Origin of the sequence: Mucilaginibacter yixingensis, from assembly GCF_041080815.1 — a bacterium.
Taxonomy (GTDB): domain Bacteria; phylum Bacteroidota; class Bacteroidia; order Sphingobacteriales; family Sphingobacteriaceae; genus Mucilaginibacter; species Mucilaginibacter yixingensis.
Genome location: NZ_CP160205.1, coordinates 84,469 through 109,592 on the forward strand (window position 1 = coordinate 84,469; position 25,124 = coordinate 109,592).

The following is a 25,124-nucleotide window of genomic DNA, read 5'->3' on the forward strand; positions in this document are numbered from 1 at the left end:
AGCATGCAACGTACCCAAACAGAAAGCCCCATAGGGGCGACCTGTCTATCATTTAGGGTTGTCTTTTTTAACTGGTTAATTTATTTCGGATATTATAATCCACTCAACGTATGAGATGTAATATAATCAACAACACTGGTTAAATCACGGTTTTGCTCGTAAACGGCCAGTTGTCTGTCAGCGCCTGTGCCATGTTCCAGTATTTTGTGCACGTATTGCAGGTCGTCGCGGCAGCCCAGGTCGTCTACTACATCGTCAATCAGATCCAGCAGTTCCATCACCAGTGAGCGGGTGTCTACTTCTTGTTCTTTGCCAAAATCAATCATTTTACCGTCAATGCCGTAGCGGGCAGCGCGCCATTTATTCTCATTGATAAGGGCGCGGTTATAGTTTATAAACGTCATGTTTTGCTGGCGCAGTTTGTACAGCTTGGCGCAAAGAGCCTGGAATAAGGCTACAATGGCGATGGTTTCATCTACCAACATCGGGCAATCGCAAATGTGGAAACCGATGGTGCCGAAGAAGGGGTGCACGCGCACATCCCACCAGATCTTCTTGGCATTATCAATACAATGGGTTTTTACCAGTAGCTTGATGTAATTATCATATTCTTCAATACTGCCAAAGGCGTCTGGAATCCCCGTGCGCGGGAACTTGTCAAACACCTTGGTGCGGAATGATTTAAAACCGGTGTTACGCCCCTCCCAAAACGGCGAGTTGGTGCTAAGCGCATAAATGTGCGGCAAAAAGTAACGTGCCTGGTTAGCAATATGAATAGCCATCTGCCGCGACTGGAAGCCCACGTGCACGTGCAGCCCAAAGATGAGGTTAGAGCGTGCGGCATCCTGCATCTCGTCCACAATTTCCTGGTACCGCGGATGATCGCTGATGAGTTGGTCCTGCCAGTGCGAGAACGGGTGTGTGCCCGCCGCCCCGATATGCAGATCCAGATCGCCGGCCAGTTGCGCCACCGTGCGGCGCAGTTTGCAAACCTCCTGGCGTACCTCGGTAGTGTTTTGGCAAACATGGGTGCCCACTTCTACCACGGCCTGGTGCATTTCGGCCTTTACCTGGTCTTCATGGATCTTTTGCGCGGCATCAACAATTTTCTGCTCGTGCGACCGGAGCTCCCGCGTTACGGGATCAATCACCATAAATTCTTCTTCAACGCTTAGGGTAAACTCGTTCATTGTGCCTGTTGTAGTGGTAAGATAAAATTAGGAAATATTTGGATGAAGGGGATAGGTTAACAAAAAACGTCATTGCGAGGCACGAAGCAATCTCTGCGAAGGACGATTCAATGAGCTATGTAGGCTAGATATTCCTGTACAGAGATTGCTTCGTGCCTCGCAATGACGTGTGTGGGTTAGCCTGTTTATTCTTCATCATCTTATTGTTAAATAAAGGTTATGGAAAGAGCTCCTGATTTTCAGCGCTTTTTATTATGATAAAATAACCGTACCTTTGCGCCAAATTTTAAAGGCATAAAATGCAAAACATCAGGAACATTGCGATCATTGCGCACGTTGACCACGGTAAAACTACGCTGGTAGATAAAATTCTGCACAGCTGCGCTATCTTTCGCGACAATCAGGAAACAGGTGAGTTGATATTGGATAATAACGATCTGGAGCGCGAGCGCGGTATCACCATCGTATCTAAAAACGTATCGGTACGTTATAAAGACGTAAAGATCAACATTATTGATACTCCGGGCCACGCCGACTTTGGTGGCGAGGTGGAGCGCGTACTGAAAATGGCCGACGGCGTATTGCTGCTTTGTGATGCCTTTGAAGGCGCCATGCCGCAAACCCGTTTCGTAACTCAAAAAGCGCTTTCGCTGGGTTTGAAACCAATTGTGGTTGTAAACAAAGTTGATAAAGAGAACTGCCGCCCTGATGAGGTTTACGAGCAGATCTTCGAACTGTTCTTTAACCTTGAGGCTACCGAAGAGCAGCTGGATTTTCCGGTGATCTACGGTTCGTCAAAACAAGGTTGGATGAGCACCGACTATAAAAAGAAAACTGAAGATATCTTCCCGTTGATGGATACCATTCTGGAGCACATCCCTGCTGCGCCAATTCAAGAAGGTACCCTGCAAATGCAGATCACTTCGTTGGATTATTCATCTTTCGTAGGTCGTATCGCTATCGGTCGTGTGGCTCGCGGTACCATCAAAGAGAACATGCCGGTAACGCTGGTTAAGCGCGATGGCACGATGCAAAAATCACGCATTAAAGAGTTATACACCTTTGAAGGCCTGGGCAAAGTAAGAGCAACCGAAGTAAAATCGGGCGATATCTGTGCCGTTGTAGGTATTGAAGGTTTTGATATTGGCGATACCATTGCCGATTTTGAGAACCCAGAGCAACTGGAAGTAATCAAAATTGACGAGCCAACCATGAACATGCTTTTCACCATCAACAACTCACCGTTTTTTGGTAAAGAAGGCAAGTTTGTAACCTCACGTCACGTACGTGACCGTCTGTTCAAAGAGATGGAGAAAAACCTGGCGCTGAAAGTGGTTGAAACTGAATCGCCGGATGCTTACCTGGTTTATGGCCGTGGTATTCTTCACTTGTCAGTATTGATCGAAACCATGCGTCGTGAAGGTTATGAGTTGCAGGTTGGTCAGCCGCAGGTTATTGTTAAAGAAATTGACGGTGTTAAATGCGAGCCAATTGAAAGCCTGATTGTAGACGTACCTGGTGATGTTGCCGGTAAGGTAATCGAGCTGGTAACTCAACGTAAAGGTGACCTGTTGATTATGGAGCCAAAAGGCGACTTGCAACACTTAGAGTTTGAGATCCCTGCCCGCGGTATCATCGGTTTGCGTAACAACGTATTGACTGCTACCGGTGGCGAGGCTATCATGGCACACCGCTTTAAGGCTTATGAGCCTTGGAAAGGTGCTATTCCGGGCCGCTCTAATGGTGTACTGGTATCTATGGACACTGGTAAAACTACTGCCTTTGCTATTGATAAACTGCAAGACCGTGGCCGTTTCTTTATAGATCCGGGTGTGGATATTTATGAAGGCCAGGTATTGGGTGAGCATATTCGCGATAATGACTTGGTAATTAACCTTACCAAAGGCAAGCAGTTAACCAACATGCGTGCATCAGGTAGCGATACCAACGTAAGAATTGCTCCGGCTATCAAATTCTCGTTAGAAGAATCCATGGAATACATCCAGGCTGATGAGTATATCGAAGTTACTCCGCAAAATATTCGTTTACGTAAAATTTACCTGAACGAGAATGAGCGTAAGATTAACGCTAAGCGATTTGTAAATCAATAATCAGTTATTGGTTTTAATTAAGTGAGTGGTTGATTAAGTTAAGCCAGTCATTAAAATATAGAAAGCATCCGGAAAAACCGGATGCTTTTTTATTGTGATCGTTTTTTTCTAACTATTCACTCAATCAACATAATCAACCAAAAACTATACATTTGCTGCCAACTATGCGTATACCCGCCATTCCCGGTTTTGATCAGCAGGCTTTAGAAAAGTATTTTAAAAATACGGGTGCGTTGTTTGTTGGGCGTGTGGGAACGCTGTTTATTAAGATGGTGGTGAACATCATCATTGCCAACTATTTCCTCACCTATAAGAACGGGGTATTATCAGGCGGTACTAATTATATCTATTTCTTCTCGGCTATAGCTGCGTTGGGATTGGATCAGTTTATTGTTAAAGAGCTGCATGCGCACCCCGATAATCGCGACCGCATTTTGGGTACTTCATTTTTTATGAAGCTGATGGCCGGCACGGTCTGTATTCCACTTATTTGGGCAGCTTATAAGATCGAACCTATTAACGGAACGCCCTATGCGTATGTACTTATTCTTTCATTTATCGGCGTAGTACAAGCCTTAAATGTAATTGATCCCTATTTTCAGTCGCAGGTTCAATCCAAATACATTATGCAGGTGCAGGTAGTGGGCAACCTGGCATCGGCCGTTGTTAAACTGCTGCTGGTTTGGCAAAAAATGCCGCTGGTTTGGTTTGTTTATGCCTATGCGTTTGATTTTTTGCTGCTCTCTATCGGTTACTACTTTGTTTACCAGCGCAAGGGCCGGAGTGTGTGGCGATGGAGCTATAGCGCTCAACTAGCAAAGAAACTACTGGGGTACTCTTGGCCATTGATTATCTCGGGCATCATGATCACGCTGTATATGCGCATTGACGCCTTGATGCTGCAGAATATGGTCAGTCCGGCAGAGGCGGGTGCCTACGCCACCGTTGCCCAGTTTAGCGAGGCCTGGAACTTTATCCCAACGGTTATTGTTAGCTCACTCTTCCCGGCCATCCTGAACGCCAGAAGGGATGACCAGCAACGTTATGAAAAGCGTACCCAGCATTTGTATGATCTGATGGTATACCTGAGCCTGCCCGTAGCATTGGTGATTACCTTTGCATCACCTTTGATCTACAAACTATTATTCAGGCCCGAATATGCTTCGGCGGCACCGGTGCTGTCGGTCCATATCTGGTCTGGCGTGTTTGTGTTTCTGGGAGTGGCCAGCAGCCAATATCTCATTGCCGAAAATTATAATAAGCTCACCTTTATCCGCACGGGTTTTGGTGCTATAGTCAATATCCTGCTCAACCTGGTATTAATACCCAGGATGGGAATGATGGGGGCAGCCATAGCTACATTAGTGGCTTATGCCAGCGCCACGTTTTTTATTATTTTCATCCCCAAAGTCAACAAGCAGGGGGTAATGATGTTTAAATCATTATTCTTAATTTCACTTTTTCAAAAATTACTTAAACGTTGAGCAATCTATCTGTACTGTTGCAATTGCTGGCCAAGCCAAAAGGACTTGCGTCGCTGCTGTCGTTCCGCAAAAAAGGTTATTTAAAAGATATAGGCTGGTTCAACGCTTTTGATGAGCAGAAGCCGATAGATGCTTTTGGGCAGCCTATCCCGTGGGTCACCTATTCGTTTATAGATTTTATAAAAGACCGGATTAAGAAAGAACATCAGGTGTTTGAGTTTGGCTCTGGTAACTCCACCTACTTTTATGCCAAGTATGCAGGCAATGTAGTGTCTGTTGAGCACGATGCGGCCTGGTATAAAAAAATACAGGGCAGCAAACCGGCCAACTCAGAAATGATTTATTGCGAGCTGCAAAAAGACGGCGATTATTGCCGTATGCCCATCGCTCTCAATAAAAAGTTTGATATTATTATTGTTGACGGCCGAGACCGCGTAAACTGCTGCATACAGGCCGTTGAGGCACTTACCCCCGGTGGCGTAGTGGTGCTGGACGATTCTGAACGTGAGTTTTATGCCGAAGGCGTGGAGTTTTTGAAGAAAGCCGGTTTTAAACAATTATCGTTCAGCGGCATCTCACCGGGTTTGTTCTATCTCAAAGCTACCTCTGTGTTTTATAAGGCTGATAACTGCCTGGATATTTAAACTTTATTATTCTCCCCAGTGCAAAAGCTTGCCCCGATAGCGCTTTTTGTTTACAACCGGCCAGATCATACCCGCCGCACTATTGCCGCATTACAGAAAAATGTGCTGGCCGATGAGTCGCGCTTGTTCATTTTTAGTGATGCCGCTAAAACCGATGCCGACAAGGCCAAGGTAGAGGAGGTGCGTAATGTGATTGCCGGCGTAACCGGGTTTAAATCGGTAAAAGTAGTGGCGCGTGAGCAAAATATGGGACTGGCTAACTCCATCATCAGCGGGGTAAGTCAACTGGTGAATGAGTACGGAACGGTAATCGTTTTTGAAGACGATCTGCTGTCCTCACCCTACACCCTTCAATATTTCAATGAGTCGCTAGCACGGTATGAGCAGCAGGAGCAGATAATGCACATAGGTGCCTACATGTTTAACCTGAAAAATCAGCAGTTGCCCGAGACTTTCTTTTGGCGAGCCGCTACCAGCTGGGGCTGGGCTACCTGGGGCCGAGCCTGGAAACACTTTGAGCCAGATGTTGACAAGCTGATGGCGCAGTTTGACAAAGAGAAGATCAGTCAATTCTCTATTGAGGGCACCATGAATTTTTGGAAACAGATGCAGGATTTCAAGGCCGGTAAGAATAACTCGTGGGCCATCCGCTGGTATGCGTCGGTGTTTCTGCGCGGCGGCCTCACACTTAATCCTGCGCAATCGCTGGTGCATAATACCGGTAACGATGGTTCGGGTACCCACTCAAATGATGAGCCGATGTATGGCGTAAAAATAGCCCAGCAGCCGGTAAAGTATTTCCCTGATGAACTAGCCGAAAACCAGCAGGCCTATGATGCCATTAAAGCTTTCCTTAAAAACAGGAAGGGATCGTTGTGGCAAAGGGCTGTGCGGTTTGTAAAGCAAAAAATAAAGGGCTAACTTTTTATAAAAGTAAGTTAGCCCTTCTTGTTATTTACCTGCTTCAACCAGTTCGATTTGTTTCTTCAATATATCGGAACTTTTAGGTTTAATGTCACAATCAAAATTTCCAGTTGTGGTTTCAACTCTTAAAAAGGTAACCGTGTTGGCTTTTATTTTCTCTATATCCTCCCGTGATAAATCGTACAGACCGAATGCGCTGCCAGTTGTAATCACCATATCGCCAGCTAGGCCAACCCGTGGGTTACCAAAATCTAGTGTAGATGATGTTAATGTGATTATTGAGTTATCACTTAGTTTTAGATAAGCCTTACCGCCTTTTACAATCGAGTAGACTGCTCTTTGGTTTACTGTTTGGACATTTAGGATTAGAACAACAGCTTCTTCCTTTCCTGTTTTGATTTTTTCAACCACACTAAGCACGCCCTCTCCTTGCCCGGTTAAATAATTACCATGCATGTAGATTTTTTCTTTCGAAGTAGCCCATGTCGTGTCACTTGTTATTTTATCTACACTCGGCTTAAGCAGCTTTTGTGCGGACGCAAATAAAGGGAGAATTAAGAGGGTAGAAATTAAGATTTTTTTCATTTTAAAGATTAAGGTTATGTTGATAATATATTAGATTTTGCAAGGTTATTCACTTTTGGAAAGAGCGGCTATAGAGGTTATCAATCCTCGCGTAGGCGCTCATCGGTATAGAAAATCTCAGTTTTGCCGTGTGGAGTAGGGCGGCCTTCGGCGTCGACAGCAACAAATACAATTTTATCTATCGTAAGGATTACTTTTTGGGTAATCTTATTGCGTACCTGGCATGCCAGCGTTAGCGAGGTACGGCCAAAATGTGTGGCCTTAATGCCCAGTTCAATAATGTCACCCTGTTTGGCCGAGCTGATAAAGTTAATCTCAGACATATACTTGGTCACACAACCATTGGTGCCCAGTTGGATGATGGTATAAATGGCAGCTTCCTCATCAATCCAGCTCAATAAACTGCCGCCAAATAAAGTGCCGTGAGCGTTCAGGTCTTCGGGTTTTACCCATTTGCGTGTGTAGAAATTCATTCAGATTACAAAAAGTAGAAATAATGCCGGCGTTGACTTGTTTTTTAAAATGATGAAGGTAGATAAAAGAGTTGAAAAGGTACCTGTAAAAATGATACTCATTGTGCTTGGATATTGGCAAGAATGCTATAATATTTGTGTCGATATGCCGCTTAATGTGGTACAAGCAATTCAATAACTATTTAACCTTATGTCGCAATACCCCGCTAAACTCAGAACTATCTTTCTCCCCTTTCTTATAATTTCGGTTTTTATCATCTGTATCTATACTTTTTTAAACTGGCTGCTGCTGATTAAATATCAAGCTTTTGTTATTGATGAAACCATTGTGCAGTTTTTTATCCCGATGGTATTGCCATGGATTCCGTTGCTGATATGGATGAGGCCGAGACTAAAACTGTTGAAATTGGACGTAAGTCGTGGTCGAAATCCCGTAGCGGGGCTTCTGATGCTACTTTGGATTATTATTGCTCTGCCCATGGCGTTTGCGCAGCGTTATATGGTTACTGCTACCGGTAAGTTGACACAATTGGATGCAATGAGCCAGATTGCCACAAAGCCACCCACTAAGTATTATAAGGTAAAAAACTTTTATGCCGATAAAATATATACCCACGCCAGGTCGATATTTAATGTAAGTGGAAAATATAATCGTGATTATGATATCACAATTTATTTAGCGGTACCCATTTTTGATCACAAAATCGAGCCCGATTCGGTATGGCGGCTTAAGGTGTCTGCTGCGGTCAGGCCATTATTTGTAGTTAACGGCGTAATTGTGCCCGATAGTCTTCTTTCACGTATTGACAAAAAACACGTTGATAGAATTACGATAATCAAAAACAGATCTGCAGCCATTGAGCTTTATGGGCAGCAGGCAAAGAATGGTGTGGTAATGATTACCACCAAGGGGCTAAACAGGGATCTAAAACCGACAGACCCACCACCAGCTATTAAATGGCCAATTGCCTGGATGGGGTTTAAATACCAGGAAACCATCAAAAATAGCCGAAGTCAGCAGGATAAGGATCAAGAATATCGGCGTTTTTTTAAAGAATGTCTTGCCCAATTTAATGCATCAAATATCAATGACTTTGAGTATTTAGACAGGGTGGGATATAATGAAGACCGCCGCAGACTTATAGACGCTGTTAATAATGACGAACATTATAGCCTCAATGGAGCAATTGTACTCTTGCCGGTTAATGCTCCGTTTGAAAGCAGAAATGGCTCTACACTCAGTTGGGCGGTCGCTTCATTTACCATAGGATCAATAGCTTTTATGGTTTTATTGTCTTTTATAAAACTTAAGGAGCAAGAGAAGGACATCTCTTTTTGTAAATAATTGATTGCCAGCCAAAAGTTTGCTTTTTGGCTGGTTTTCCTCATTTTCTGCGTTTAAACGGTCTTCTCTGTCACCAACACTGCACTTAACGCACGCAACTGCCTGAAACACACTAAAATTTATCGTAAAAATAATTCCGTAACTATTTGAGAGTTAATCTAAAATTTCTATCTTTGCCGTCCCTTTCGAGGGAATAACGTGCCTTGAACGAAGCCCTACTGCTTCGATGGGCAAAAAACAAAAAAATAAAATGTCAGGAATTATTGGTAAAAAAGTAGGAATGACCAGTATTTTCGATGCGGCGGGAAAAAACATCCCATGTACCGTAATCGAAGCTGGGCCTTGTGTGGTAACACAAGTTAAGTCTGTAGAAACAGACGGCTACGCTGCTATCCAGTTAGCGTATGACGAGGCAAAGGAAAAAAACACTACTGCTCCTTTAAAAGGCCATTTCGAGAAAGCCGGCACTACCCCAAAACGTAAGCTGGTTGAATTCAAAACATTCGAGGACGAAAAATCATTGGGCGACACCGTTACTGTCGAGATTTTCGCTGTGGGTGATTTTGTTGATGTGGCCGGTACCTCAAAAGGTAAAGGTTTCCAGGGTGTGGTAAAACGTCACGGTTTTGGCGGTGTGGGTATGCAAACTCACGGTCAGCATAACCGTCTGCGTGCGCCAGGTTCTTTGGGTGCATCGTCATGGCCATCTCGCGTATTTAAAGGCATGCGCATGGCCGGTCAAACAGGTAACGTTCGCGTTAAAGTTCAGAACCTTGAAGTTGTTAAGGTTTTCACTGAGCAAAACCTGTTAGTAGTTAAAGGCTCTATCCCAGGAGCTAAGGGTTCATTTGTAATCGTTGACAAATAAGATGGAAGTAAAAGTTTTAAATGTTTCAGGTAAAGAAACAGGTGCCAAGGTGCAACTTCCTGACGCGATTTTCGGTATTGAGCCAAATGATCATGCTATCTACCTGGATGTTAAGCAATTCTTAGCAAACCAGCGTCAAGGTACGCATAAAGCTAAACAGCGTAATGAAATTGCTGGTTCTACCCGCAAATTATACAAACAAAAAGGTACAGGCGGTGCACGTGCCGGTAACATCAAATCACCTCTGTTTAACGGTGGTGGTCGCGTGTTCGGTCCGCAGCCTCGCGATTACAGCTTCAAACTGAACAAAAAGTTAAAATCACTGGCTCGTAAGTCAGCTTTAACTTATAAAGCTCAGGAAAGCAATGTAGTGGTTATTGAAGATTTCAGCTTTGATGCTGTAAAAACCAAAAGCTACGCAAAGCTGATTGCTGACCTTAACGTAGCAGACGTAAAGACTTTATTAGTATTACCTGCTGCTAATAACAATGTTTATTTATCAAGCAGAAACCTGAAAAAGGCTAAAGTAGTAACTGCCGATCAGCTGAACACTTATGATGTGTTAAACGCTGGCAAACTGCTGTTAACCACTGGTGCTGTTAAAACCCTGGAGGAGGCATTTGCTAAGTAATTATGGAAGTTTTAAAGAAACCTTTACTTACAGAAAAAGTAGCTCAGCTTACTGAGAAACTGAATCGCTTTGTTTTCAAGGTTGATCACAGAGCCAACAAAATTCAGATCAAAGCAGCTATTGAAGACATGTATGGCGTAACCGTAGTAGCGGTTAACACCATGAAATATTCTGGAAAATTGAAATCGCGCTCAACCAAAGCTGGTGTTGTAAGCGGCCGTGCGGCTACCTACAAAAAAGCGGTTATCACTTTGAAGGATGGTGAAACAATAGATTTTTATAACACTTTATAAAAACAGGAGATGGCAGTTAAAAGATTTAAACCGGTAACCCCGGGTACTCGCTTCAGAGTGGGTGCTGATAACTCTGACATTACTACCAACGTACCTGAAAAGTCGTTAGTAGTATCTGTAAACACACGGTCAGGCGGTCGTAACCATAGTGGTAAAATGACCATGCGCTACTTAGGTGGTGGCCATAAACAAGCCTACCGTTTGATCGATTTCAAACGTAATAAATTCGATATTCCTGCAAAAGTTGCAACTATCGAGTATGACCCTAACAGGTCTGCACGCATTGCACTGCTGCACTTTGTAGATGGCGAGAAAAGATATATGATCGCGCCTGCAGGTTTAAAAGTTGGAATGACAGTGGTATCAGGCGAAAGCGTGGCACCAGAAATTGGCAACACTTTACCATTAAAGAACATCCCTCTGGGTTCATTAATTCACGCAATTGAATTGAAGCCAGGTCAGGGTGCGATCCTTGCCCGCTCTGCAGGTACTTATGCGCAGCTTGCTGCACGTGATGGTAAATACGCGGTTGTTAAATTGCCTTCAGGCGAAACCCGCATGATCCTTTTAACTTGTTTAGCTACCATCGGTATCGTTTCTAACGCCGAGAAAGCTAACGAAGTGTTAGGTAAAGCAGGTAGAAACCGTTGGTTAGGTCGTCGTCCTCGCGTTCGTGGTGTAGCAATGAACCCGGTAGATCACCCTATGGGTGGTGGCGAAGGCCGTGCATCAGGTGGTCACCCACGCTCACGCAAAGGCTTACTGGCCAAAGGTTACAAAACCCGCGACAAGAAGAAATCATCTGATCGTTACATCATTGAAAGAAGGAAGAAATAATGGCTCGTTCAATTAAAAAAGGACCGTATATCGATCATAACCTGGACAAGAAAGTTTTGGTTCTGAACGAAACCAACAAAAAATCGGTAGTAAAAACATGGTCACGCCGTTCCATGATCTCTCCAGATTTCGTTGGTCATACATTTGCAGTACACAACGGTAACAAATTTATCCCTGTGTACGTAACCGAAAACATGGTAGGACACAAGTTAGGCGAGTTTGCGCCAACCCGTACTTTCCGTGGTCACGCAGAAAAGAAAAAATAAGCAATGGAAGCAACACAAAAAGTTAAAAAATCTGTGCTGGTAAAGCAACAGAAAGAAGAAGCGAAAGCCCAACAAGGTGGCCCTGCTGTTGCCAAGTTGAACGATTGTCCAACCTCTCCGCGCAAAATGCGTTTAGTGGTTGATCTGATCCGTGGCAAAGAGGTTTTTGCAGCATTAAGCATCTTAAAATTCACCAACAAAGAAGCCGCAATTCGCGTTGAGAAACTGCTCCTGTCGGCTATCAATAACTGGGAAGCTAAAAACGAAGGTAAACGTGCCGAAGAAAACGGCCTTTTTGTAAAGGAAGTTTCTGTAGCAGGTGGTCGTCAGTTGAAAAGACTGCGTCCGGCTCCACAAGGCCGCGGTTACCGTATCCGTAAACGCTCAAACCACGTAACACTTGTTGTGGATACTAAAAACGTTAACAATTAATTTGAAATGGGACAGAAAGCACATCCAATAGGTAACAGGTTAGGCATCATCAGAGGCTGGGATTCTAACTGGTTCGGTGGTAACAACTACTCCGACAAATTAGTTGAAGACGAGAAAATCCGCAAATATATTGCCGCCCGTATTTCTAAAGGTGGCGTATCTAAAGTGGTTATCGAGCGTACTTTGAAACGCATCACTATCACCATTCACACTGCACGTCCGGGTATCGTTATCGGTAAAGGCGGTCAGGAAGTTGACAAGATCAAAGAAGAGCTGAAAAAGCTTACTAAGAAAGATGTTCAGATCAACATCTTCGAGATCAAGCGTCCTGAACTGGATGCACAACTGGTGGCTGAAAGTATTGCAAAACAATTGGAAGCACGTATCTCTTTCCGCCGCGCAATGAAAACCACTATCGCATCAACTATGCGTATGGGTGCCGAAGGTATTAAAGTGATGACTTCTGGTCGTTTGGGCGGCGCCGAGATGGCACGTACCGAGCAGTACAAAGAAGGCCGTATTCCACTGCACACTTTCCGTGCCGATATTGACTACGCTTTGGGCGAAGCTTTAACCACCTATGGTAAAATTGGTGTTAAAGTATGGATCTGTAAAGGCGAAGTTTACGGTAAACGTGATTTATCACCAAACATTGGTCAAACCAGCAGCGCAAGCGGTAAAGGTGGTCGCCCAGAAGGCGCAGCCGGTTTCGGTGAGCGTGGCGACCGCGGCGACCGTCGTGGTGGTAACGACCGCAGAGGTGGTAACAACGATCGCAGAGGCGGTGGCAACAATCGTGGCGGTAACAACCGTGGCGGTGGCCAGAACCGTGGTGGTCAAGGTAGAAGATAATCAAAGTCGAGACAGACATCGTTTATATTTAAAAGCTTAAAACAATGCTACAGCCAAAAAGAACGAAGTTCAGAAAGATGCAAAAAGGCCGCATGAAGGGTAATGCCTCTCGCGGTGCAGAACTGTCTTTCGGTTCATTCGGTATAAAATCACTCGAAGCGGCCTGGATTACCAGCCGTCAGATCGAGGCTGCACGTATCGCTGTAACACGTTTCATGAAACGTGAAGGCCAGGTGTGGATCAGGATTTTCCCTGACAAGCCAGTAACTAAAAAACCGGCCGAGGTACGTATGGGTAAAGGTAAAGGTGCCCCAGAATACTGGGTTGCAGTAGTGCGTCCGGGACGTATCATCTTCGAAGCCGAAGGTGTGCCAATGGAAGTTGCTAAGGAAGCCCTGCGCCTTGCTGCCCAGAAGTTACCGGTACAAACCAAATTTGTAGTTCGCAGAGACTACGCAGAAGCATAACGAACCCTGGTAGCTACAGGTGGTAAACAATATAAAAAGTGATTGAATACCTGTAGTGTTCAATAAACATTGTAAGTTGTAAAGTTGTGAGTTTAAGTAAGCTTACAACTCACAACTTACAGCATACAACAAGTTAAAAAATGAAAAACTCAGAAATTTTAGCGCTTTCAACTGAAGAGTTGAACGCAAAGATCAGCGAGGAGACTAAGAATCTCACCAAGCTGAAATTCGCTCACGCGGTTTCTGCTATCGAGAATCCGTCACGCATTACAGTTTTGCGTAAGGATATCGCCCGCTTAAACACCGAATTAACAAAACGTAAAGCGGCAGCAGCGTCTGAAGCCAAATAAATTTATCAGGAAATGGAAAGAAATTTAAGAAAAACACGTACCGGCCTGGTAGTAAGCAACAAAATGGAGAAATCTATTGTAGTTGCGGTAGAGCGTAAGGTGAAACACCCGATCTACGGTAAGTTCGTTAAAAAAACTACCAAATTTATGGCTCATGACGAAACCAACACTTGTGGCGTAGGCGATACCGTATTGATTATGGAGACCCGCCCGCTGAGCAAGAATAAGAACTGGAGATTAGTTGAAATTATAGAGAGGGCTAAATAACATGGTACAGCAGGAATCAAGATTGAACGTGGCCGACAATAGCGGCGCGAAAGAAGTTCTGGTTATTCGCGTTCTGGGCGGTACCGGTAAACGTTATGCCTCTATTGGCGACAAGATTGTAGTTACCGTAAAAAGCGCACTGCCTTCAGGCAACGTTAAAAAAGGTACTGTATCTAAAGCCGTAGTAGTAAGAACTAAAAAAGAGATCCGTCGTAAAGATGGTTCATATATTCGTTTCGACGATAACGCAGCAGTTTTGTTAAATAACCAGGATGAGCCGAGAGGCACACGTATCTTCGGTCCGGTAGCAAGAGAGTTGCGCGAGAAACAATTCATGAAAATTGTATCATTAGCACCGGAGGTATTGTAAAATGGGAAATAAAATTAATAAACCTGCCAAAATCAAGATCAAAAAAGGTGATCTGGTAAAGGTAATTGCCGGCGACTCAAAAGGTAAGCAAGGTAAAGTTACCGAGGTGATAGTTGACAAAAATCGTGCAGTAGTTGAAGGCGTTAACTTGGTGTCTAAACACACTAAGCCAAACGCTGCCAACCCTAACGGCGGTATTGTTAAACAAGAAGCCGCTATTCATATTTCAAACCTGGCACTTATTGACCCTAAAGCTGGCGTTCCAACTCGCGTTGGTCGTAAAGTAACTGATAAAGGTATTGTAAGAGTAGCCAAAAAATCAGGGGAGGAGATCAAGTAATCATGACTTACGTACCAAGATTAAAAACCAAGTATTCGGAAGAGATCCGCACTGCACTGAAAGAGAAATTTCAGTACAAAACTATAATGCAGGTTCCGAAACTGACTAAAATAGCAATCAATCAGGGTGTTGGTGGTGCAACTACCGACAAAAAACTGATCGACGTAGCTATCAACGAGTTGTCAACCATCACTGGTCAGCAAGCTGTTGCTTCGAAATCTAAAAAAGATATCTCGAACTTCAAATTGCGTAAAAACATGCCAGTTGGTGTACGTGTAACATTGCGCGATAACAACATGTATGAGTTCCTGGATCGTTTGATCGCTGTAGCTCTGCCACGCATCCGCGATTTCAAAGGCATCAACGATAAAGGTTTTGATGGTCGCGGTAACTATACCCTGGGTATCACCGAGCAGATCATCTTCCCGGAGATCAATATCGACAAGATCAACAAGATCATGGGTATGGATATCACCTTTGTAACTACCGCTACCAACGATGTTGAGGCGCTGGAGTTGCTGAAACAATTTGGTTTACCATTTAAAAATCAGAATAGCAATGGCTAAAGAAGGTATCAAAGCACGTGAAGTAAAACGCGCTAAATTAGTTGCTAAATATGCCGACAAACGTGCTGCTTTAAAAGCAGCCGGCGATTATGAAGCTCTGGACAAACTGCCTAAAGCAGCATCACCAGTAAAACTGCACAATCGTTGTAAATTAACCGGCCGTCCTCGTGGTTATATGCGTCAGTTTGGTATCTCAAGGGTAACTTTCCGCGAGATGGCCTTAGCTGGTAAGATCCCGGGAGTGAAAAAAGCAAGCTGGTAATAACAGCGGCAAGCTAAACCCCGAAGGCCCGAAGCGTTGAGTAGGAACCGAGAAAGGCCGGAAAGATTAGCTTAGTCTTTGAGCTTAAATAACATAAGTACAAGAAATTCATAACGCACTAGGTTGTGTTATGAATTTTTTTGTACCTTTGCGGCTCGTTTTTTTAAGAAAATTAACAGGCAGCAGGTCATTCCGGATGTTACGGAAAGCGAAACCACTGCCACAAACAACAAATAATGAATACAGATCCAATCGCAGATTATCTTACACGAGTAAGGAATGCTATTAAAGCCAACCATAGGGTTGTTGAAATTCCTGCATCAAATCTGAAGAAGGAAATCACGAAAGTGCTTTTCGACAAAGGTTACATTGCCAACTTTAAATTTGAAGAGAATGGTCCTCAAGGTACTATCAAAGTAGCTTTGAAATATCATCCTGTTACAAAGATCCCGGCTATCCGCACATTAGAGCGTATAAGTAAACCAGGTTTGAGAAAATACGCAGGCGCAGAAACTATGCCACGTGTATTAAATGGTTTAGGTATCGCTATCTTGTCTACTTCTAAAGGTGTTATGACTGACAAAGAAGCACGTCAGCAAAACATCGGTGGCGAGGTATTGTGCTACGTTTATTAATAGTTAAAGGAGAAAAAAAGCAATGTCAAGAGTAGGAAAAGCACCTATAGCAATCCCGGCAGGCGTTACAATTACTGTATCTAATGATAACGTAGTAACTGTAAAAGGTCCAAAAGGTGAATTGCAACAAGCGGTAGATTCAGACATCACCGTAGCTCAGGAAGACGGCCAGTTACTGGTTCAGCGTCCTTCTGATCAAAAACGTCATAAAGCACTGCACGGTTTATACCGCGCCCTGCTGTTTAACATGGTAACAGGTGTAACCACTGGTTACAAAGTAGAGCAAGAGTTAGTAGGTGTGGGCTACCGCGCTACCAACAACGGCAACACGCTGGATTTAGTGTTGGGTTATTCTCACCACTACGTGTTCCAGTTACCACAAGAAATTAAAGTATCAACAACTGCTGAAAAGGGTAAAAACCCTACCATCATCCTGGAATCAATCGACAAACAACTGTTGGGCCAGGTTGCTGCAAAAATCCGCTCGCTGCGTGCACCAGAGCCTTACAAAGGTAAAGGTATCAAGTTTGTTGGCGAGGTATTGAGAAGAAAAGCAGGTAAATCAGCATCTAAAAAATAATCGTCATGGCAGGTAAATTAACAAGAAGAGACAGAATAAAAAGAGGAATCCGTAAGCGTATTTCGGGTTCTGCAGAGCGTCCTCGCTTAACCGTGTTCAGGAGCAACAAGGGTATTTACGCTCAGATCATTGACGATGTAACCGGTAAAACCGTAGTTTCGGCATCTTCATTATCAAAAGACTTCGCCGCTACTGCCGGCAGCAAATCAGATCAGTCTGTAGCTGTAGGTAAATTGGTAGCCCAGAAAGCAGTAGCTGCTGGCATTACCAGTGTAGTGTTTGACCGTAATGGTTATCTGTACCATGGCCGTGTTAAATCATTGGCTGAAGGTGCACGTGAAGGTGGTTTAATTTTCTAAACTGAAAGAAAGATGTCAACAATCAACGTAAAAAGAGTAAAAACAAGCGAGATCGAATTGAAAGATCGCTTGGTAAGCATACAACGTGTTGCCAAAGTAACCAAAGGTGGCCGTACTTTCAGCTTCTCAGCTATCGTAGTGGTAGGTGATGAGAATGGTGTAGTAGGTTATGGCTTAGGTAAAGCTAAAGAGGTAACAGAAGCCATTGCCAAAGGCGTGGACGATGCAAAAAAGAACCTGGTAAAAGTGCCAATTATCAACAACACTGTTCCGCATGAGCAGTATGGTAAATTTTCAGGTGGTTTTGTATTTATCAAACCAGCAGCCAACGGTACCGGTGTAATTGCCGGTGGTGCGATGCGTGCAGTATTAGAGTCTGCCGGTATCCACAACGTATTGGCAAAATCAAAAGGTTCATCAAACCCGCACAACGTGGTTAAAGCTACTGTAGCAGCCCTGGCGCAAATGCGCGATGCTTATACCGTGGCACAACAACGTGGCGTTAATTTAGGTAAAGTATTTAACGGATAATCAATCATGGCAAAAATCAAAATAACTCAGATTAAAAGCGTGATCGACAGGACCGAGCGCCAGAAAAAAACCATCGAAGCTTTGGGTTTGAAAAAAATCAACCAAAGTGTAGAGGTTGAAGCCACACCGGCCATTATCGGTATGGTTAGAAAAGTTAATCATTTGGTAGCAGTAGAAAATATTTAATATTATGAACTTAAGTAATTTAAAACCTGCAGAAGGTTCTACTAAAAATAGAAAAAGAATTGGTCGTGGTACCGGTTCTGGCCGTGGCGGTACTTCAACCCGCGGTCACAAAGGCGCAGGTTCACGCTCTGGTAACTCAACTAAGGTTGGTTTTGAGGGTGGCCAGATGCCATTACAGCGCCGTGTACCTAAGGTAGGTTTTAAAAACCCTAACCGTGTAGAGTACGTGAGCATTAACTTAGATGCTCTTCAGCAATTAGCTGAAAACCATTCAGTATCAGCAATTGATTTTGATGTATTGAAAGAGCACGGTTTAGCATCTCGTAATGACCTGGTGAAAATCCTGGGCCGTGGCGAGCTGAAAGCTAAACTGACCGTTAAAGCACACGCGTTTTCTGCCACTGCGCAAAAAGCTATTGAGGCAGCAGGCGGTTCAATTGAAAAGCTGTAATTTCGATGAATAAATTCTTCACAACAGTTTCCAATATCTGGAAAATTGAAGACTTAAGAGTGCGTATAACTAACACACTCTTATTTCTTTTAATATACCGTATAGGCTCTTACGTAGTGCTTCCCGGTGTAGACGGTGCAGTTATTAACGCTCAGCATAACGCTAAAGACGGCTTGCTGGGCCTCTTAAACATGTTTGCCGGCGGTTCATTCTCTCGCGCATCAATTTTTGCGTTGGGTGTAATGCCTTACATTTCTGCCTCAATCGTAGTGCAGTTGTTGGGTATTGCCGTTCCGTATTTTACCAAAATGCAGAAAGAGGGTGAAAGTGGCCGTAACAAGATTAACCAGTGGACCCGTTACCTGACCATCCTGATCACTGGCCTGCAAGCCATTGGTTATGTACGTTCTCAGGTTCCTCAAGAAGCTATCAGTCCTGCGATTGCTGGTTTCTGGTTCAACTTAATCACCATTTTTGTACTTACATCAGGTACCCTGTTTGTAATGTGGCTGGGTGAGAAAATCACCGACAAAGGTATTGGTAACGGTATATCACTCATCATCATGGTGGGTATTATCGCCCAGTTGCCAGGTGCTATTGGTAGCGAGTTCCATGACCGCGTTATTGCCGGCATTGGTGGTCCTATCGTTTTCATTGTGGAGATTGTAGCCTTGTTGGCTGTTGTGATGTTTACTATCCTGATTGTTCAGGGTACCCGTAAAGTTGCAGTGCAGTATGCTAAACGTATTGTTGGTAACAAACAATACGGTGGCGTGCGCCAGTACATCCCATTGAAAGTAACAGCTGCCGGTGTTATGCCAATCATCTTCGCCCAGGCGTTGATGTTTATCCCGGCTACCGTACAATCGTTCTTCCCGAAAATTGCTACCAACGGCGTATTGATCGCCTTGTCTAACTACACTTCGTGGGAGCACAACTTGGTATTCGGTATTTTAATCATCCTGTTCACTTACTTCTATACCGCTATCACTGTTAACCCAGCTCAGATGTCGGAAGATATGAAGAAGAACGGTGGTTTTATTCCGGGTATTAAACCAGGTAAAGCAACTACAGATTTTATCGACGGTGTGATTTCTAAAATTACCCTGCCTGGTTCAATCTTTCTGGCTATCGTAGCGGTTATCCCTGCATTTGCCAGTATGTTGCATGTAAACGGTGTGTTTGCAAGGTTCTTTGGTGGTACCTCACTTATCATCCTGGTAGGTGTAGTGCTGGATACCCTGCAGCAAATTGAAAGCCACTTACTGATGCGTCATTATGACGGTTTGATGAAAACCGGCCGCGTTAATGGCCGTACCGGTATACCTACAGCCGCAGGCACAACGCCTCCGGTTATCTAAAAGGAAGGAGTTAAACTATGCCAAAGATCAATTTAAGATCTGCCGAAGAAATTGAGCTGATCAGAGAGAGTTCTTTGCTGGTTTCAAAAACCCACGGCGAGATTGCCAAGGTGATCCGTCCAGGTATTCAGACTATAGAATTAGATAAACTTGCAGAGACCTTTATCCGTGACAACGGAGGGGTCCCTGCATTTTTAAATTATGGCGGTTTTCCTTATTCTTTATGTATCTCGATGAATAATCAGGTTGTACATGGTTTTCCCGGGAAGTACAAATTAAAGGAAGGCGACCTGATCTCTGTAGACTGCGGTGTGCTGATGAACAAATACTACGGCGACTCTGCCTATACCTTTGCCGTTGGCGAGGTTAGCGAAAGCACCAAGAAGTTAATGCAAGTAACCAAAGAATGCCTTGAGCTAGGAATAGAGAAGGCGGTAGTGGGGATGCGCATTGGCGATATTGGTTACGCTGTACAAGAGCATGCCGAGCGTCATGGCTTTGGTGTGGTAAAAGAACTGGTTGGCCATGGTGTGGGTACCCACCTGCACGAGAAACCGGAAGTGCCAAACTACGGCAAGCGTGGATCTGGCATTAAACTGGAAGAAGGCATGGTAATAGCTATTGAACCAATGATTAACGGCGGCCGAGCCGGTGTTAAATTCTGGGATGATGGCTGGACTGTTTCTACCGTAGATGGCAAACCATCGGCTCATTATGAGCATACGGTGGCTATCCGTAAAGGTAAAGCCGACGTTCTCTCGACATTTTCATATATCGAAGAAGTTTTAAATAAAAAATAAATTAAATAAATCAAAAAAATTATTTAATTTTGCGTCCCGCTTTGGAGGCGGGATAATAAAGTAATAATCAGGAATATATGGCTAAACAGTCCTCAATTGAGCAAGACGGTACAATTAGAGAAGCGTTATCAAACGCAATGTTTAGAGTTGAATTAGAGAACGGGCACGAAATTATTGCGCATATATCAGGAAAAATGAGGATGCACTACATCAAAATTTTGCCTGGTGACAGAGTGAAGCTGGAAATGAGCCCTTATGATTTGACGAAGGGCAGAATAACCTACAGATATAAATAATCAAAAGAGATGAAAGTTAGAGCATCGATCAAAAAACGCAGTGCTGATTGCAAAATCATTCGCCGTAATGGTAAACTGTACGTGATCAACAAAAAGAACCCTAAATTCAAACAACGTCAGGGTTAATTAATTAAAAATTGGAACGATTCGTACATCGGTAGCCGCCGGTCGGTCGTTCACAAAAGAACAATTTACAAATATGGCAAGGATTGCAGGTATTGATTTACCAAGAAACAAAAGAGGCGAAATTGGCTTAACCTACATTTATGGTATTGGCCGTACTACCGCTCAAAACATTTTAACTCAAGCTGGTATCAGCTTCGATACTAAAGTTCAAGACTGGAATGACGATCAGTTGGCTATCATCCGTGGTATCATCAACGATCAACTGAAAGTTGAAGGTGCGCTACGTTCAGAAGTTCAGCTGAACATCAAACGTCTGATGGACATCGGTTGCTACCGTGGTACCCGTCACCGTAAAGGTCTGCCACTGCGTGGTCAGCGTACTAAAAACAACTCACGTACCCGTAAAGGTAAACGTAAGACAGTTGCTAACAAGAAAAAAGCTACTAAATAGTAATTGATTAGTAAGCGGTTGATTGGTGAATGATTACCAGTTAACCGCTTATTAGATTAAGAAAATAACCGAGTTACGGGTCCAGGTTATGAGTTAACCAAGTAATCCCTAACTCAACAAGTAAAAAAGAAAATGGCTAAAGCTAAAAAAGTAACCAAAAAACGCATTGTAGTGGTAGAGCCAGTTGGCCAAGCCCACATCAACGCTACTTTCAACAACATCATTTTAACCTTGACCAACAACCAAGGTCAGGCTATTTCATGGTCTTCTGCTGGTAAAATGGGCTTCAAAGGTTCTAAAAAGAACACTCCATACGCCGCTTCACAGGCTGCTACAGATTGCGCTAAAACTGCGTATGATCTGGGTCTGCGTAAAGTAGAAGTGTTTGTAAAAGGTCCGGGTTCAGGTCGTGAGAGCGCTATCCGTACCCTGCAAACTGTAGGTATTGAGGTTACTACCATCAAAGATATCACCCCACTGCCACACAACGGCTGTCGTCCGTCTAAACGCAGAAGAGTTTAATTAACCCGATTTTTTAAAGCTAAGATTCGGCAGCTGCGGGCTGCTTGATACTTTAAAAGCAACACAACAATGGCAAGATACACAGGCCCCAAATCAAGAATTGCGCGTAAATTCCGCGAGCCGATCTTCGGTCCGGACAAAGCGCTGGAACGCAAAAACTACCCTCCGGGCATGCACGGCCCAAACAAAAGGAGAGGCAAACAGTCTGAATACTCTGTTCAGCTGCAAGAAAAACAAAAAGTTAAATACACTTACGGTGTTTTAGAGCGTCAGTTCGAAAACCTGTTCCACCGTGCTTCTGCTGCTCAAGGCATCACTGGTGAGAACCTGTTGAAATTACTGGAAGCTCGTTTAGATAACGTAGTTTATCGTTTAGGCATCGCGCCTACCCGTTCTGGCGCACGTCAGCTGGTTGGCCACAAACACATCACTGTTAACGGCGAAGTAGTAAACATTGCTTCTTACACTGTTAAACCTGGTGACGTTGTTGCCGTACGCGAAAAATCAAAATCTCTGGAAGCTATCTCTACTTCAGTAGCTGGCCGCCGAGTTAACAAATACAGCTGGTTTGAGTGGGATGCTGCTAACCTTACAGGTAAGCTGATCAACTACCCTAACCGCGATGAGATCCCTGAAAACATCAAGGAAAACCTGATCGTCGAGCTTTATTCGAAATAATGACAGATTAGAGATATGGGATACAGGAAGTGAGGCAATTTTAACAGTTACCTCATTTTCCGTATCTCGCATCTTTTTGTCTATTTTTTATATTTTGCAAACAAATTAACCAAGGATATAAATGGCAATATTAGCATTTCAAAAACCAGACAAGGTGATCATGCAGAAGTCAACAGACTTTGACGGCACGTTTGAATTTCGTCCGTTAGAGCCTGGCTTCGGTGTAACTATTGGTAATGCTTTACGTCGTATCTTACTTTCATCACTTGAAGGTTATGCGATTACTTCGGTACGTTTCTCGGGAGTTACGCATGAGTTTTCAACCATTAAAGGTGTTGTTGAAGACGTAACCGAGATCATCCTGAACCTGAAACAGGTTCGTTTAAAAAAGACTGGTGAATCAGGCGATAGTGAAAAGATCTTCGTGATCATTAATGGTCAGGAAGCTTTTAAAGCCGGCGATATCACTAAATTCTCAAACAATTTTAGCGTTTTAAATCCTGACTTGGTTGTTTGTAACATGGACCCTTCTGTAACGCTTGAAATTGAGCTTACTGTAAACAAAGGTCGTGGTTACATTCCAAGCGAAGAGAACAAAAACCCTGATGCGGCTGTAGGCGTAATCGCTATCGACTCGATCTACACCCCAATCAAAAACGTAAAATATACCATCGAGAACTACCGCGTTGAGCAAAAAACCGACTATGAGAAATTAGTTCTGGATATTGCTACCGATGGTTCTGTTCACCCAGAGGATGCCCTGAAAGAAGCAGCAAAAATCCTGATCCAGCACTTTATGCTGTTCAGTGATGAGAACATGATGCTGGAAGCTCAGGCTAAAGAAGAAACCAAAGAGGTTGACGAAGAGATCCTGCACATGCGCAAGATCCTGAAAACCGAGCTGGTTGATCTTGACCTGTCTGTACGCGCATTAAACTGCTTGAAAGCAGCTGACATCCGTAGCCTGGCTGACCTGGTATCTTATGACGTTGCCGACATGCTGAAATTCCGCAACTTCGGTAAAAAGTCACTGACTGAGATTCAGGACCTGGTAAAATCTAAAGGCTTATCTTTCGGCATGAACCTGTCGAAATTTAAACTGGACGAAGAGTAATCTTTTTAAGAGAGTGGTGAGTAGAGAATGGTGAATGGTTTCACTTTCAACTCACTCACTACTCACTTATTCACTAATAACTAAAATAGGCATAATTCCGAGGGCTTGACAGCAATGCCGCCCGACGGTATGCACGTGCCGCAAACAACAAAACAAAAATGAGACACGGTAAAAAAGTAAACCACCTGGGCCGTACCGACAGCCATCGCAAAGCGATGATGAGCAACATGGCCACTTCACTTATCCTGCACAAACGTATTACTACTACTTTGGCTAAAGCTAAAGCACTGCGCGGATATGTTGAACCATTGATTACCAAATCAAAAAGCGATACTACGCACTCTCGTCGTACCGTATTTAGCTACCTGCAGGACAAAGATGCTACAAACATCCTGTTCCGCGAGGTTGCTGAGAAAGTAGCTAACCGTCCGGGCGGCTACACCCGTATCATCAAATTAGAAAACCGTCTGGGTGACAACGCCGAGATGGCTCTGATCGAGCTGGTTGACTACAACACTGTTTACACCAATGGTGAAGCTGCTGTTGCTAAAAAATCAACCCGTCGTCGTGGTGGTGCTGGTAAAGCTAAAACTGCTGCTCCTGCTGCTGAAGCAGTTGTTGCAGAAGAAGCACCAGTTGCCGAAGCTCCAGCTGTAGAAGAAGCCCCAGAGGCTCCAGAAGCACCTGCTGCTAACGAAGAGAATGCAGAAAAAGGCGAGTAATTAACTCCCGCTTTTTAAAGCATAAGAAAACGGCCCGATCAATTTGATCGGGCCGTTTTTGTTTTGGAGTATATTTTCTGGTTTATTTCTTTCCCGTTCTGCTCAATTGGCGGGAATTGAATGTTGTTTTGATCCCTGCCAGAAATAGTGCCCCACGATAGGCATAGTCGGTAGTATGGCTGTTGTATGAGCGATAGCCGGGATAAGTGCTTGACGAGGTGCTGAATTTGTATCCCACGCCTGCGTAAACATCAAGAAAAAATATTGGGGAGTTGGTTAGTCGGCCCTGGATGGTGCAATTAACCAGCATGCTGTGTATTTTCAGTACATCGTTAAAAGAAGCATAACGGTAATAACGCTGACCATCTTCCTGGAAGGGAATGAAGCCTTTGTCGCTGTAACCCACGTTTATACTGCGCAGTGTAGCGCCTGCATTAAACATGAGCGGGCTGTTGATAAGCTTGCCAAAGTATTTTTTGCCGTATAAACCCAGACCGACCCCGGTAATTTTATCACGATTAAAGCCCAGGCTATAATAGTCGGAAAGATAAACCTCTGGTGTTAGTTCGATGCCGAAGCTTTTCTGTAAAGGCTTCACCTCAATCCATGTTTTAAAACAGTTATTGAAAGCAAACAGAAACTCGGTGCCGATGCTATAGTCGGTGCCCTTCAAGGTAGAATCAGGCTTGGTTTGGGCTTTTAAATTAATGCTGCCAAAAAGGAGCATTAACAGGATAAGGTATTTGTACAACGTG

Annotated in this window: 38 protein-coding genes; 34 read left to right on the forward strand and 4 right to left on the reverse strand. The window is 43.9% G+C overall.

The annotated features are described in order from the left end of the window. Positions 1-92 precede the first annotated feature (92 nt). Positions 93-1,190, reverse strand: coding sequence for a carboxylate-amine ligase (locus ABZR88_RS00410; RefSeq protein WP_107829362.1), 1,098 nt, complete (start codon positions 1,188-1,190; stop codon positions 93-95). A gap of 299 nt (positions 1,191-1,489) precedes the next feature. Here ABZR88_RS00410 and typA point away from each other — a divergent pair, with 299 nt between their 5' ends. From typA to ABZR88_RS00430, 4 genes are all read left to right on the forward strand, one after another. Beyond that, a complete protein-coding gene (gene typA / locus ABZR88_RS00415; RefSeq protein WP_107829361.1) occupies positions 1,490-3,301 on the forward strand; it encodes a translational GTPase TypA in 1,812 nt (603 codons plus the stop codon). A gap of 164 nt (positions 3,302-3,465) precedes the next feature. Continuing rightward, positions 3,466-4,785, forward strand: a complete 1,320-nt coding sequence (locus ABZR88_RS00420) for a flippase (RefSeq protein WP_107829360.1) — start codon at positions 3,466-3,468, stop codon at positions 4,783-4,785. Beyond that, positions 4,782-5,429, forward strand: a complete 648-nt coding sequence (locus ABZR88_RS00425) for an FkbM family methyltransferase (RefSeq protein WP_107829359.1) — start codon at positions 4,782-4,784, stop codon at positions 5,427-5,429. Before ABZR88_RS00420 ends, ABZR88_RS00425 begins: the two co-directional genes overlap by 4 nt. An 18-nt stretch (positions 5,430-5,447) precedes the next feature. Continuing rightward, positions 5,448-6,350, forward strand: coding sequence for a glycosyltransferase (locus tag ABZR88_RS00430; protein WP_107829358.1), 903 nt, complete (start codon positions 5,448-5,450; stop codon positions 6,348-6,350). A gap of 30 nt (positions 6,351-6,380) precedes the next feature. Here the strand turns inward: ABZR88_RS00430 and ABZR88_RS00435 are convergent, their stop codons facing one another. Further along, positions 6,381-6,938 carry a hypothetical protein gene (locus ABZR88_RS00435; RefSeq protein ID WP_107829357.1) on the reverse strand — a complete coding sequence of 186 codons (558 nt, stop codon included), beginning with the start codon at positions 6,936-6,938 and terminating at the stop codon, positions 6,381-6,383. Positions 6,939-7,018: 80 nt separating this feature from the next. Then, entirely contained in the window at positions 7,019-7,411 is a 393-nt protein-coding gene (locus ABZR88_RS00440) for an acyl-CoA thioesterase (protein WP_107829356.1), read from the reverse strand. 190 nt (positions 7,412-7,601) lie between these two features. Between ABZR88_RS00440 and ABZR88_RS00445 the strand changes: the two genes are divergently transcribed. The 30 genes from ABZR88_RS00445 to rplQ all read left to right on the forward strand — a co-directional run bounded on the left by ABZR88_RS00445 (position 7,602) and on the right by rplQ (position 24,369). Next, positions 7,602-8,756 (forward strand): hypothetical protein, encoded by a 1,155-nt coding sequence (locus tag ABZR88_RS00445; protein ID WP_107829355.1) that lies wholly within the window; start codon positions 7,602-7,604, stop codon positions 8,754-8,756. A 250-nt stretch (positions 8,757-9,006) separates the two neighbouring features. Then, on the forward strand, positions 9,007-9,624 hold the full coding sequence (gene rplC / locus ABZR88_RS00450) for a 50S ribosomal protein L3 (RefSeq protein WP_107829434.1): 618 nt from the start codon (positions 9,007-9,009) through the stop codon (positions 9,622-9,624). Position 9,625: 1 nt separating this feature from the next. Beyond that, positions 9,626-10,255, forward strand: coding sequence for a 50S ribosomal protein L4 (gene rplD / locus ABZR88_RS00455; protein ID WP_107829354.1), 630 nt, complete (start codon positions 9,626-9,628; stop codon positions 10,253-10,255). A 2-nt stretch (positions 10,256-10,257) separates the two neighbouring features. Further along, on the forward strand, positions 10,258-10,548 hold the full coding sequence (rplW, locus tag ABZR88_RS00460) for a 50S ribosomal protein L23 (protein ID WP_107829353.1): 291 nt from the start codon (positions 10,258-10,260) through the stop codon (positions 10,546-10,548). 9 nt (positions 10,549-10,557) lie between these two features. After that, positions 10,558-11,385 carry a 50S ribosomal protein L2 gene (rplB, locus tag ABZR88_RS00465; protein ID WP_107829352.1) on the forward strand — a complete coding sequence of 276 codons (828 nt, stop codon included), beginning with the start codon at positions 10,558-10,560 and terminating at the stop codon, positions 11,383-11,385. Continuing rightward, positions 11,385-11,651, forward strand: coding sequence for a 30S ribosomal protein S19 (rpsS, locus tag ABZR88_RS00470; RefSeq protein ID WP_107829351.1), 267 nt, complete (start codon positions 11,385-11,387; stop codon positions 11,649-11,651). Before rplB ends, rpsS begins: the two co-directional genes overlap by 1 nt. 3 nt (positions 11,652-11,654) lie before the next feature. Further along, positions 11,655-12,083 (forward strand): 50S ribosomal protein L22, encoded by a 429-nt coding sequence (gene rplV, locus ABZR88_RS00475; protein WP_107829350.1) that lies wholly within the window; start codon positions 11,655-11,657, stop codon positions 12,081-12,083. A gap of 6 nt (positions 12,084-12,089) precedes the next feature. Continuing rightward, on the forward strand, positions 12,090-12,935 hold the full coding sequence (rpsC, locus tag ABZR88_RS00480; protein ID WP_107829349.1) for a 30S ribosomal protein S3: 846 nt from the start codon (positions 12,090-12,092) through the stop codon (positions 12,933-12,935). Between the two features lie 44 nt (positions 12,936-12,979). Then, positions 12,980-13,402 carry a 50S ribosomal protein L16 gene (rplP, locus tag ABZR88_RS00485; RefSeq protein ID WP_107829348.1) on the forward strand — a complete coding sequence of 141 codons (423 nt, stop codon included), beginning with the start codon at positions 12,980-12,982 and terminating at the stop codon, positions 13,400-13,402. 140 nt (positions 13,403-13,542) lie between these two features. Next, positions 13,543-13,752 (forward strand): 50S ribosomal protein L29, encoded by a 210-nt coding sequence (gene rpmC, locus ABZR88_RS00490; protein WP_107829347.1) that lies wholly within the window; start codon positions 13,543-13,545, stop codon positions 13,750-13,752. Positions 13,753-13,764: 12 nt separating this feature from the next. Next, positions 13,765-14,019, forward strand: a complete 255-nt coding sequence (gene rpsQ, locus ABZR88_RS00495) for a 30S ribosomal protein S17 (protein ID WP_107829346.1) — start codon at positions 13,765-13,767, stop codon at positions 14,017-14,019. Between the two features lies 1 nt (position 14,020). After that, a complete protein-coding gene (gene rplN / locus ABZR88_RS00500) occupies positions 14,021-14,389 on the forward strand; it encodes a 50S ribosomal protein L14 (RefSeq protein ID WP_073405786.1) in 369 nt (122 codons plus the stop codon). Positions 14,390-14,420: 31 nt separating this feature from the next. Next, on the forward strand, positions 14,421-14,729 hold the full coding sequence (rplX, locus tag ABZR88_RS00505) for a 50S ribosomal protein L24 (RefSeq protein WP_211309838.1): 309 nt from the start codon (positions 14,421-14,423) through the stop codon (positions 14,727-14,729). A gap of 2 nt (positions 14,730-14,731) precedes the next feature. Then, the gene (rplE, locus tag ABZR88_RS00510) at positions 14,732-15,295 is read left to right on the forward strand and encodes a 50S ribosomal protein L5 (RefSeq protein ID WP_107829344.1); all 564 of its coding nucleotides are present in this window, start codon (positions 14,732-14,734) and stop codon (positions 15,293-15,295) included. Beyond that, entirely contained in the window at positions 15,288-15,557 is a 270-nt protein-coding gene (rpsN, locus tag ABZR88_RS00515; protein WP_107829343.1) for a 30S ribosomal protein S14, read from the forward strand. Before rplE ends, rpsN begins: the two co-directional genes overlap by 8 nt. 233 nt (positions 15,558-15,790) lie before the next feature. After that, a complete protein-coding gene (gene rpsH, locus ABZR88_RS00520; RefSeq protein ID WP_245917074.1) occupies positions 15,791-16,192 on the forward strand; it encodes a 30S ribosomal protein S8 in 402 nt (133 codons plus the stop codon). A 22-nt stretch (positions 16,193-16,214) separates the two neighbouring features. Then, a complete protein-coding gene (gene rplF, locus ABZR88_RS00525) occupies positions 16,215-16,772 on the forward strand; it encodes a 50S ribosomal protein L6 (protein ID WP_107829341.1) in 558 nt (185 codons plus the stop codon). Positions 16,773-16,777: 5 nt separating this feature from the next. Further along, on the forward strand, positions 16,778-17,131 hold the full coding sequence (gene rplR, locus ABZR88_RS00530) for a 50S ribosomal protein L18 (protein ID WP_107829340.1): 354 nt from the start codon (positions 16,778-16,780) through the stop codon (positions 17,129-17,131). A 12-nt stretch (positions 17,132-17,143) separates the two neighbouring features. Next, positions 17,144-17,662, forward strand: coding sequence for a 30S ribosomal protein S5 (gene rpsE / locus ABZR88_RS00535; protein WP_107829339.1), 519 nt, complete (start codon positions 17,144-17,146; stop codon positions 17,660-17,662). 6 nt (positions 17,663-17,668) lie between these two features. Next, the gene (gene rpmD, locus ABZR88_RS00540; protein WP_107829338.1) at positions 17,669-17,848 is read left to right on the forward strand and encodes a 50S ribosomal protein L30; all 180 of its coding nucleotides are present in this window, start codon (positions 17,669-17,671) and stop codon (positions 17,846-17,848) included. 4 nt (positions 17,849-17,852) lie between these two features. Beyond that, positions 17,853-18,299 (forward strand): 50S ribosomal protein L15, encoded by a 447-nt coding sequence (rplO, locus tag ABZR88_RS00545; RefSeq protein ID WP_107829337.1) that lies wholly within the window; start codon positions 17,853-17,855, stop codon positions 18,297-18,299. A 5-nt stretch (positions 18,300-18,304) separates the two neighbouring features. Continuing rightward, positions 18,305-19,660, forward strand: coding sequence for a preprotein translocase subunit SecY (gene secY / locus ABZR88_RS00550; RefSeq protein WP_107829336.1), 1,356 nt, complete (start codon positions 18,305-18,307; stop codon positions 19,658-19,660). 17 nt (positions 19,661-19,677) lie between these two features. Continuing rightward, entirely contained in the window at positions 19,678-20,460 is a 783-nt protein-coding gene (map, locus tag ABZR88_RS00555; protein WP_107829335.1) for a type I methionyl aminopeptidase, read from the forward strand. Positions 20,461-20,537: 77 nt separating this feature from the next. Beyond that, entirely contained in the window at positions 20,538-20,756 is a 219-nt protein-coding gene (gene infA, locus ABZR88_RS00560) for a translation initiation factor IF-1 (RefSeq protein WP_022833270.1), read from the forward strand. Positions 20,757-20,765: 9 nt separating this feature from the next. Further along, positions 20,766-20,882: a type B 50S ribosomal protein L36 gene (gene ykgO, locus ABZR88_RS00565; protein WP_022833269.1), complete on the forward strand. Its 117-nt coding sequence runs from the start codon at positions 20,766-20,768 to the stop codon at positions 20,880-20,882. A 73-nt stretch (positions 20,883-20,955) separates the two neighbouring features. Further along, positions 20,956-21,333 carry a 30S ribosomal protein S13 gene (gene rpsM / locus ABZR88_RS00570; RefSeq protein WP_107829334.1) on the forward strand — a complete coding sequence of 126 codons (378 nt, stop codon included), beginning with the start codon at positions 20,956-20,958 and terminating at the stop codon, positions 21,331-21,333. Positions 21,334-21,465: 132 nt separating this feature from the next. Further along, the gene (gene rpsK, locus ABZR88_RS00575; RefSeq protein ID WP_107829333.1) at positions 21,466-21,855 is read left to right on the forward strand and encodes a 30S ribosomal protein S11; all 390 of its coding nucleotides are present in this window, start codon (positions 21,466-21,468) and stop codon (positions 21,853-21,855) included. Positions 21,856-21,924: 69 nt separating this feature from the next. After that, complete coding sequence (gene rpsD, locus ABZR88_RS00580) at positions 21,925-22,533, forward strand: 30S ribosomal protein S4 (protein WP_107829332.1); 609 nt, start codon at positions 21,925-21,927, stop codon at positions 22,531-22,533. A gap of 121 nt (positions 22,534-22,654) precedes the next feature. After that, the gene (locus ABZR88_RS00585) at positions 22,655-23,647 is read left to right on the forward strand and encodes a DNA-directed RNA polymerase subunit alpha (protein ID WP_107829331.1); all 993 of its coding nucleotides are present in this window, start codon (positions 22,655-22,657) and stop codon (positions 23,645-23,647) included. A gap of 158 nt (positions 23,648-23,805) precedes the next feature. Further along, the gene (gene rplQ / locus ABZR88_RS00590) at positions 23,806-24,369 is read left to right on the forward strand and encodes a 50S ribosomal protein L17 (RefSeq protein WP_107829330.1); all 564 of its coding nucleotides are present in this window, start codon (positions 23,806-23,808) and stop codon (positions 24,367-24,369) included. An 82-nt stretch (positions 24,370-24,451) separates the two neighbouring features. On the opposite strand, the gene ABZR88_RS00595 is transcribed toward rplQ, so the two are convergent. Then, on the reverse strand, positions 24,452-25,120 hold the full coding sequence (locus ABZR88_RS00595) for a hypothetical protein (RefSeq protein WP_146166563.1): 669 nt from the start codon (positions 25,118-25,120) through the stop codon (positions 24,452-24,454). Positions 25,121-25,124 lie beyond the last annotated feature (4 nt).

Bases quoted from the DNA above. Each gene is read 5' to 3' on its own strand.
- ABZR88_RS00410 (WP_107829362.1), bottom strand. From the start codon at position 1,190: ATGAACGAGTTTACCCTAAGCGTTGAAGAAGAATTTATGGTGATTGAT.
- typA (WP_107829361.1), top strand. From the start codon at position 1,490: ATGCAAAACATCAGGAACATTGCGATCATTGCGCACGTTGACCACGGT.
- ABZR88_RS00420 (WP_107829360.1), top strand. From the start codon at position 3,466: ATGCGTATACCCGCCATTCCCGGTTTTGATCAGCAGGCTTTAGAAAAG.
- ABZR88_RS00435 (WP_107829357.1), bottom strand. From the start codon at position 6,938: ATGAAAAAAATCTTAATTTCTACCCTCTTAATTCTCCCTTTATTTGCG.
- ABZR88_RS00440 (WP_107829356.1), bottom strand. From the start codon at position 7,411: ATGAATTTCTACACACGCAAATGGGTAAAACCCGAAGACCTGAACGCT.
- ABZR88_RS00445 (WP_107829355.1), top strand. From the start codon at position 7,602: ATGTCGCAATACCCCGCTAAACTCAGAACTATCTTTCTCCCCTTTCTT.
- rplC (WP_107829434.1), top strand. From the start codon at position 9,007: ATGTCAGGAATTATTGGTAAAAAAGTAGGAATGACCAGTATTTTCGAT.
- rplD (WP_107829354.1), top strand. From the start codon at position 9,626: ATGGAAGTAAAAGTTTTAAATGTTTCAGGTAAAGAAACAGGTGCCAAG.
- rplW (WP_107829353.1), top strand. From the start codon at position 10,258: ATGGAAGTTTTAAAGAAACCTTTACTTACAGAAAAAGTAGCTCAGCTT.
- rplB (WP_107829352.1), top strand. From the start codon at position 10,558: ATGGCAGTTAAAAGATTTAAACCGGTAACCCCGGGTACTCGCTTCAGA.
- rpsS (WP_107829351.1), top strand. From the start codon at position 11,385: ATGGCTCGTTCAATTAAAAAAGGACCGTATATCGATCATAACCTGGAC.
- rplV (WP_107829350.1), top strand. From the start codon at position 11,655: ATGGAAGCAACACAAAAAGTTAAAAAATCTGTGCTGGTAAAGCAACAG.
- rpsC (WP_107829349.1), top strand. From the start codon at position 12,090: ATGGGACAGAAAGCACATCCAATAGGTAACAGGTTAGGCATCATCAGA.
- rplP (WP_107829348.1), top strand. From the start codon at position 12,980: ATGCTACAGCCAAAAAGAACGAAGTTCAGAAAGATGCAAAAAGGCCGC.
- rpmC (WP_107829347.1), top strand. From the start codon at position 13,543: ATGAAAAACTCAGAAATTTTAGCGCTTTCAACTGAAGAGTTGAACGCA.
- rpsQ (WP_107829346.1), top strand. From the start codon at position 13,765: ATGGAAAGAAATTTAAGAAAAACACGTACCGGCCTGGTAGTAAGCAAC.
- rplN (WP_073405786.1), top strand. From the start codon at position 14,021: ATGGTACAGCAGGAATCAAGATTGAACGTGGCCGACAATAGCGGCGCG.
- rplE (WP_107829344.1), top strand. From the start codon at position 14,732: ATGACTTACGTACCAAGATTAAAAACCAAGTATTCGGAAGAGATCCGC.
- rpsN (WP_107829343.1), top strand. From the start codon at position 15,288: ATGGCTAAAGAAGGTATCAAAGCACGTGAAGTAAAACGCGCTAAATTA.
- rplF (WP_107829341.1), top strand. From the start codon at position 16,215: ATGTCAAGAGTAGGAAAAGCACCTATAGCAATCCCGGCAGGCGTTACA.
- rplR (WP_107829340.1), top strand. From the start codon at position 16,778: ATGGCAGGTAAATTAACAAGAAGAGACAGAATAAAAAGAGGAATCCGT.
- rpsE (WP_107829339.1), top strand. From the start codon at position 17,144: ATGTCAACAATCAACGTAAAAAGAGTAAAAACAAGCGAGATCGAATTG.
- rpmD (WP_107829338.1), top strand. From the start codon at position 17,669: ATGGCAAAAATCAAAATAACTCAGATTAAAAGCGTGATCGACAGGACC.
- rplO (WP_107829337.1), top strand. From the start codon at position 17,853: ATGAACTTAAGTAATTTAAAACCTGCAGAAGGTTCTACTAAAAATAGA.
- secY (WP_107829336.1), top strand. From the start codon at position 18,305: ATGAATAAATTCTTCACAACAGTTTCCAATATCTGGAAAATTGAAGAC.
- map (WP_107829335.1), top strand. From the start codon at position 19,678: ATGCCAAAGATCAATTTAAGATCTGCCGAAGAAATTGAGCTGATCAGA.
- infA (WP_022833270.1), top strand. From the start codon at position 20,538: ATGGCTAAACAGTCCTCAATTGAGCAAGACGGTACAATTAGAGAAGCG.
- ykgO (WP_022833269.1), top strand. From the start codon at position 20,766: ATGAAAGTTAGAGCATCGATCAAAAAACGCAGTGCTGATTGCAAAATC.
- rpsM (WP_107829334.1), top strand. From the start codon at position 20,956: ATGGCAAGGATTGCAGGTATTGATTTACCAAGAAACAAAAGAGGCGAA.
- rpsK (WP_107829333.1), top strand. From the start codon at position 21,466: ATGGCTAAAGCTAAAAAAGTAACCAAAAAACGCATTGTAGTGGTAGAG.
- rpsD (WP_107829332.1), top strand. From the start codon at position 21,925: ATGGCAAGATACACAGGCCCCAAATCAAGAATTGCGCGTAAATTCCGC.
- ABZR88_RS00585 (WP_107829331.1), top strand. From the start codon at position 22,655: ATGGCAATATTAGCATTTCAAAAACCAGACAAGGTGATCATGCAGAAG.
- rplQ (WP_107829330.1), top strand. From the start codon at position 23,806: ATGAGACACGGTAAAAAAGTAAACCACCTGGGCCGTACCGACAGCCAT.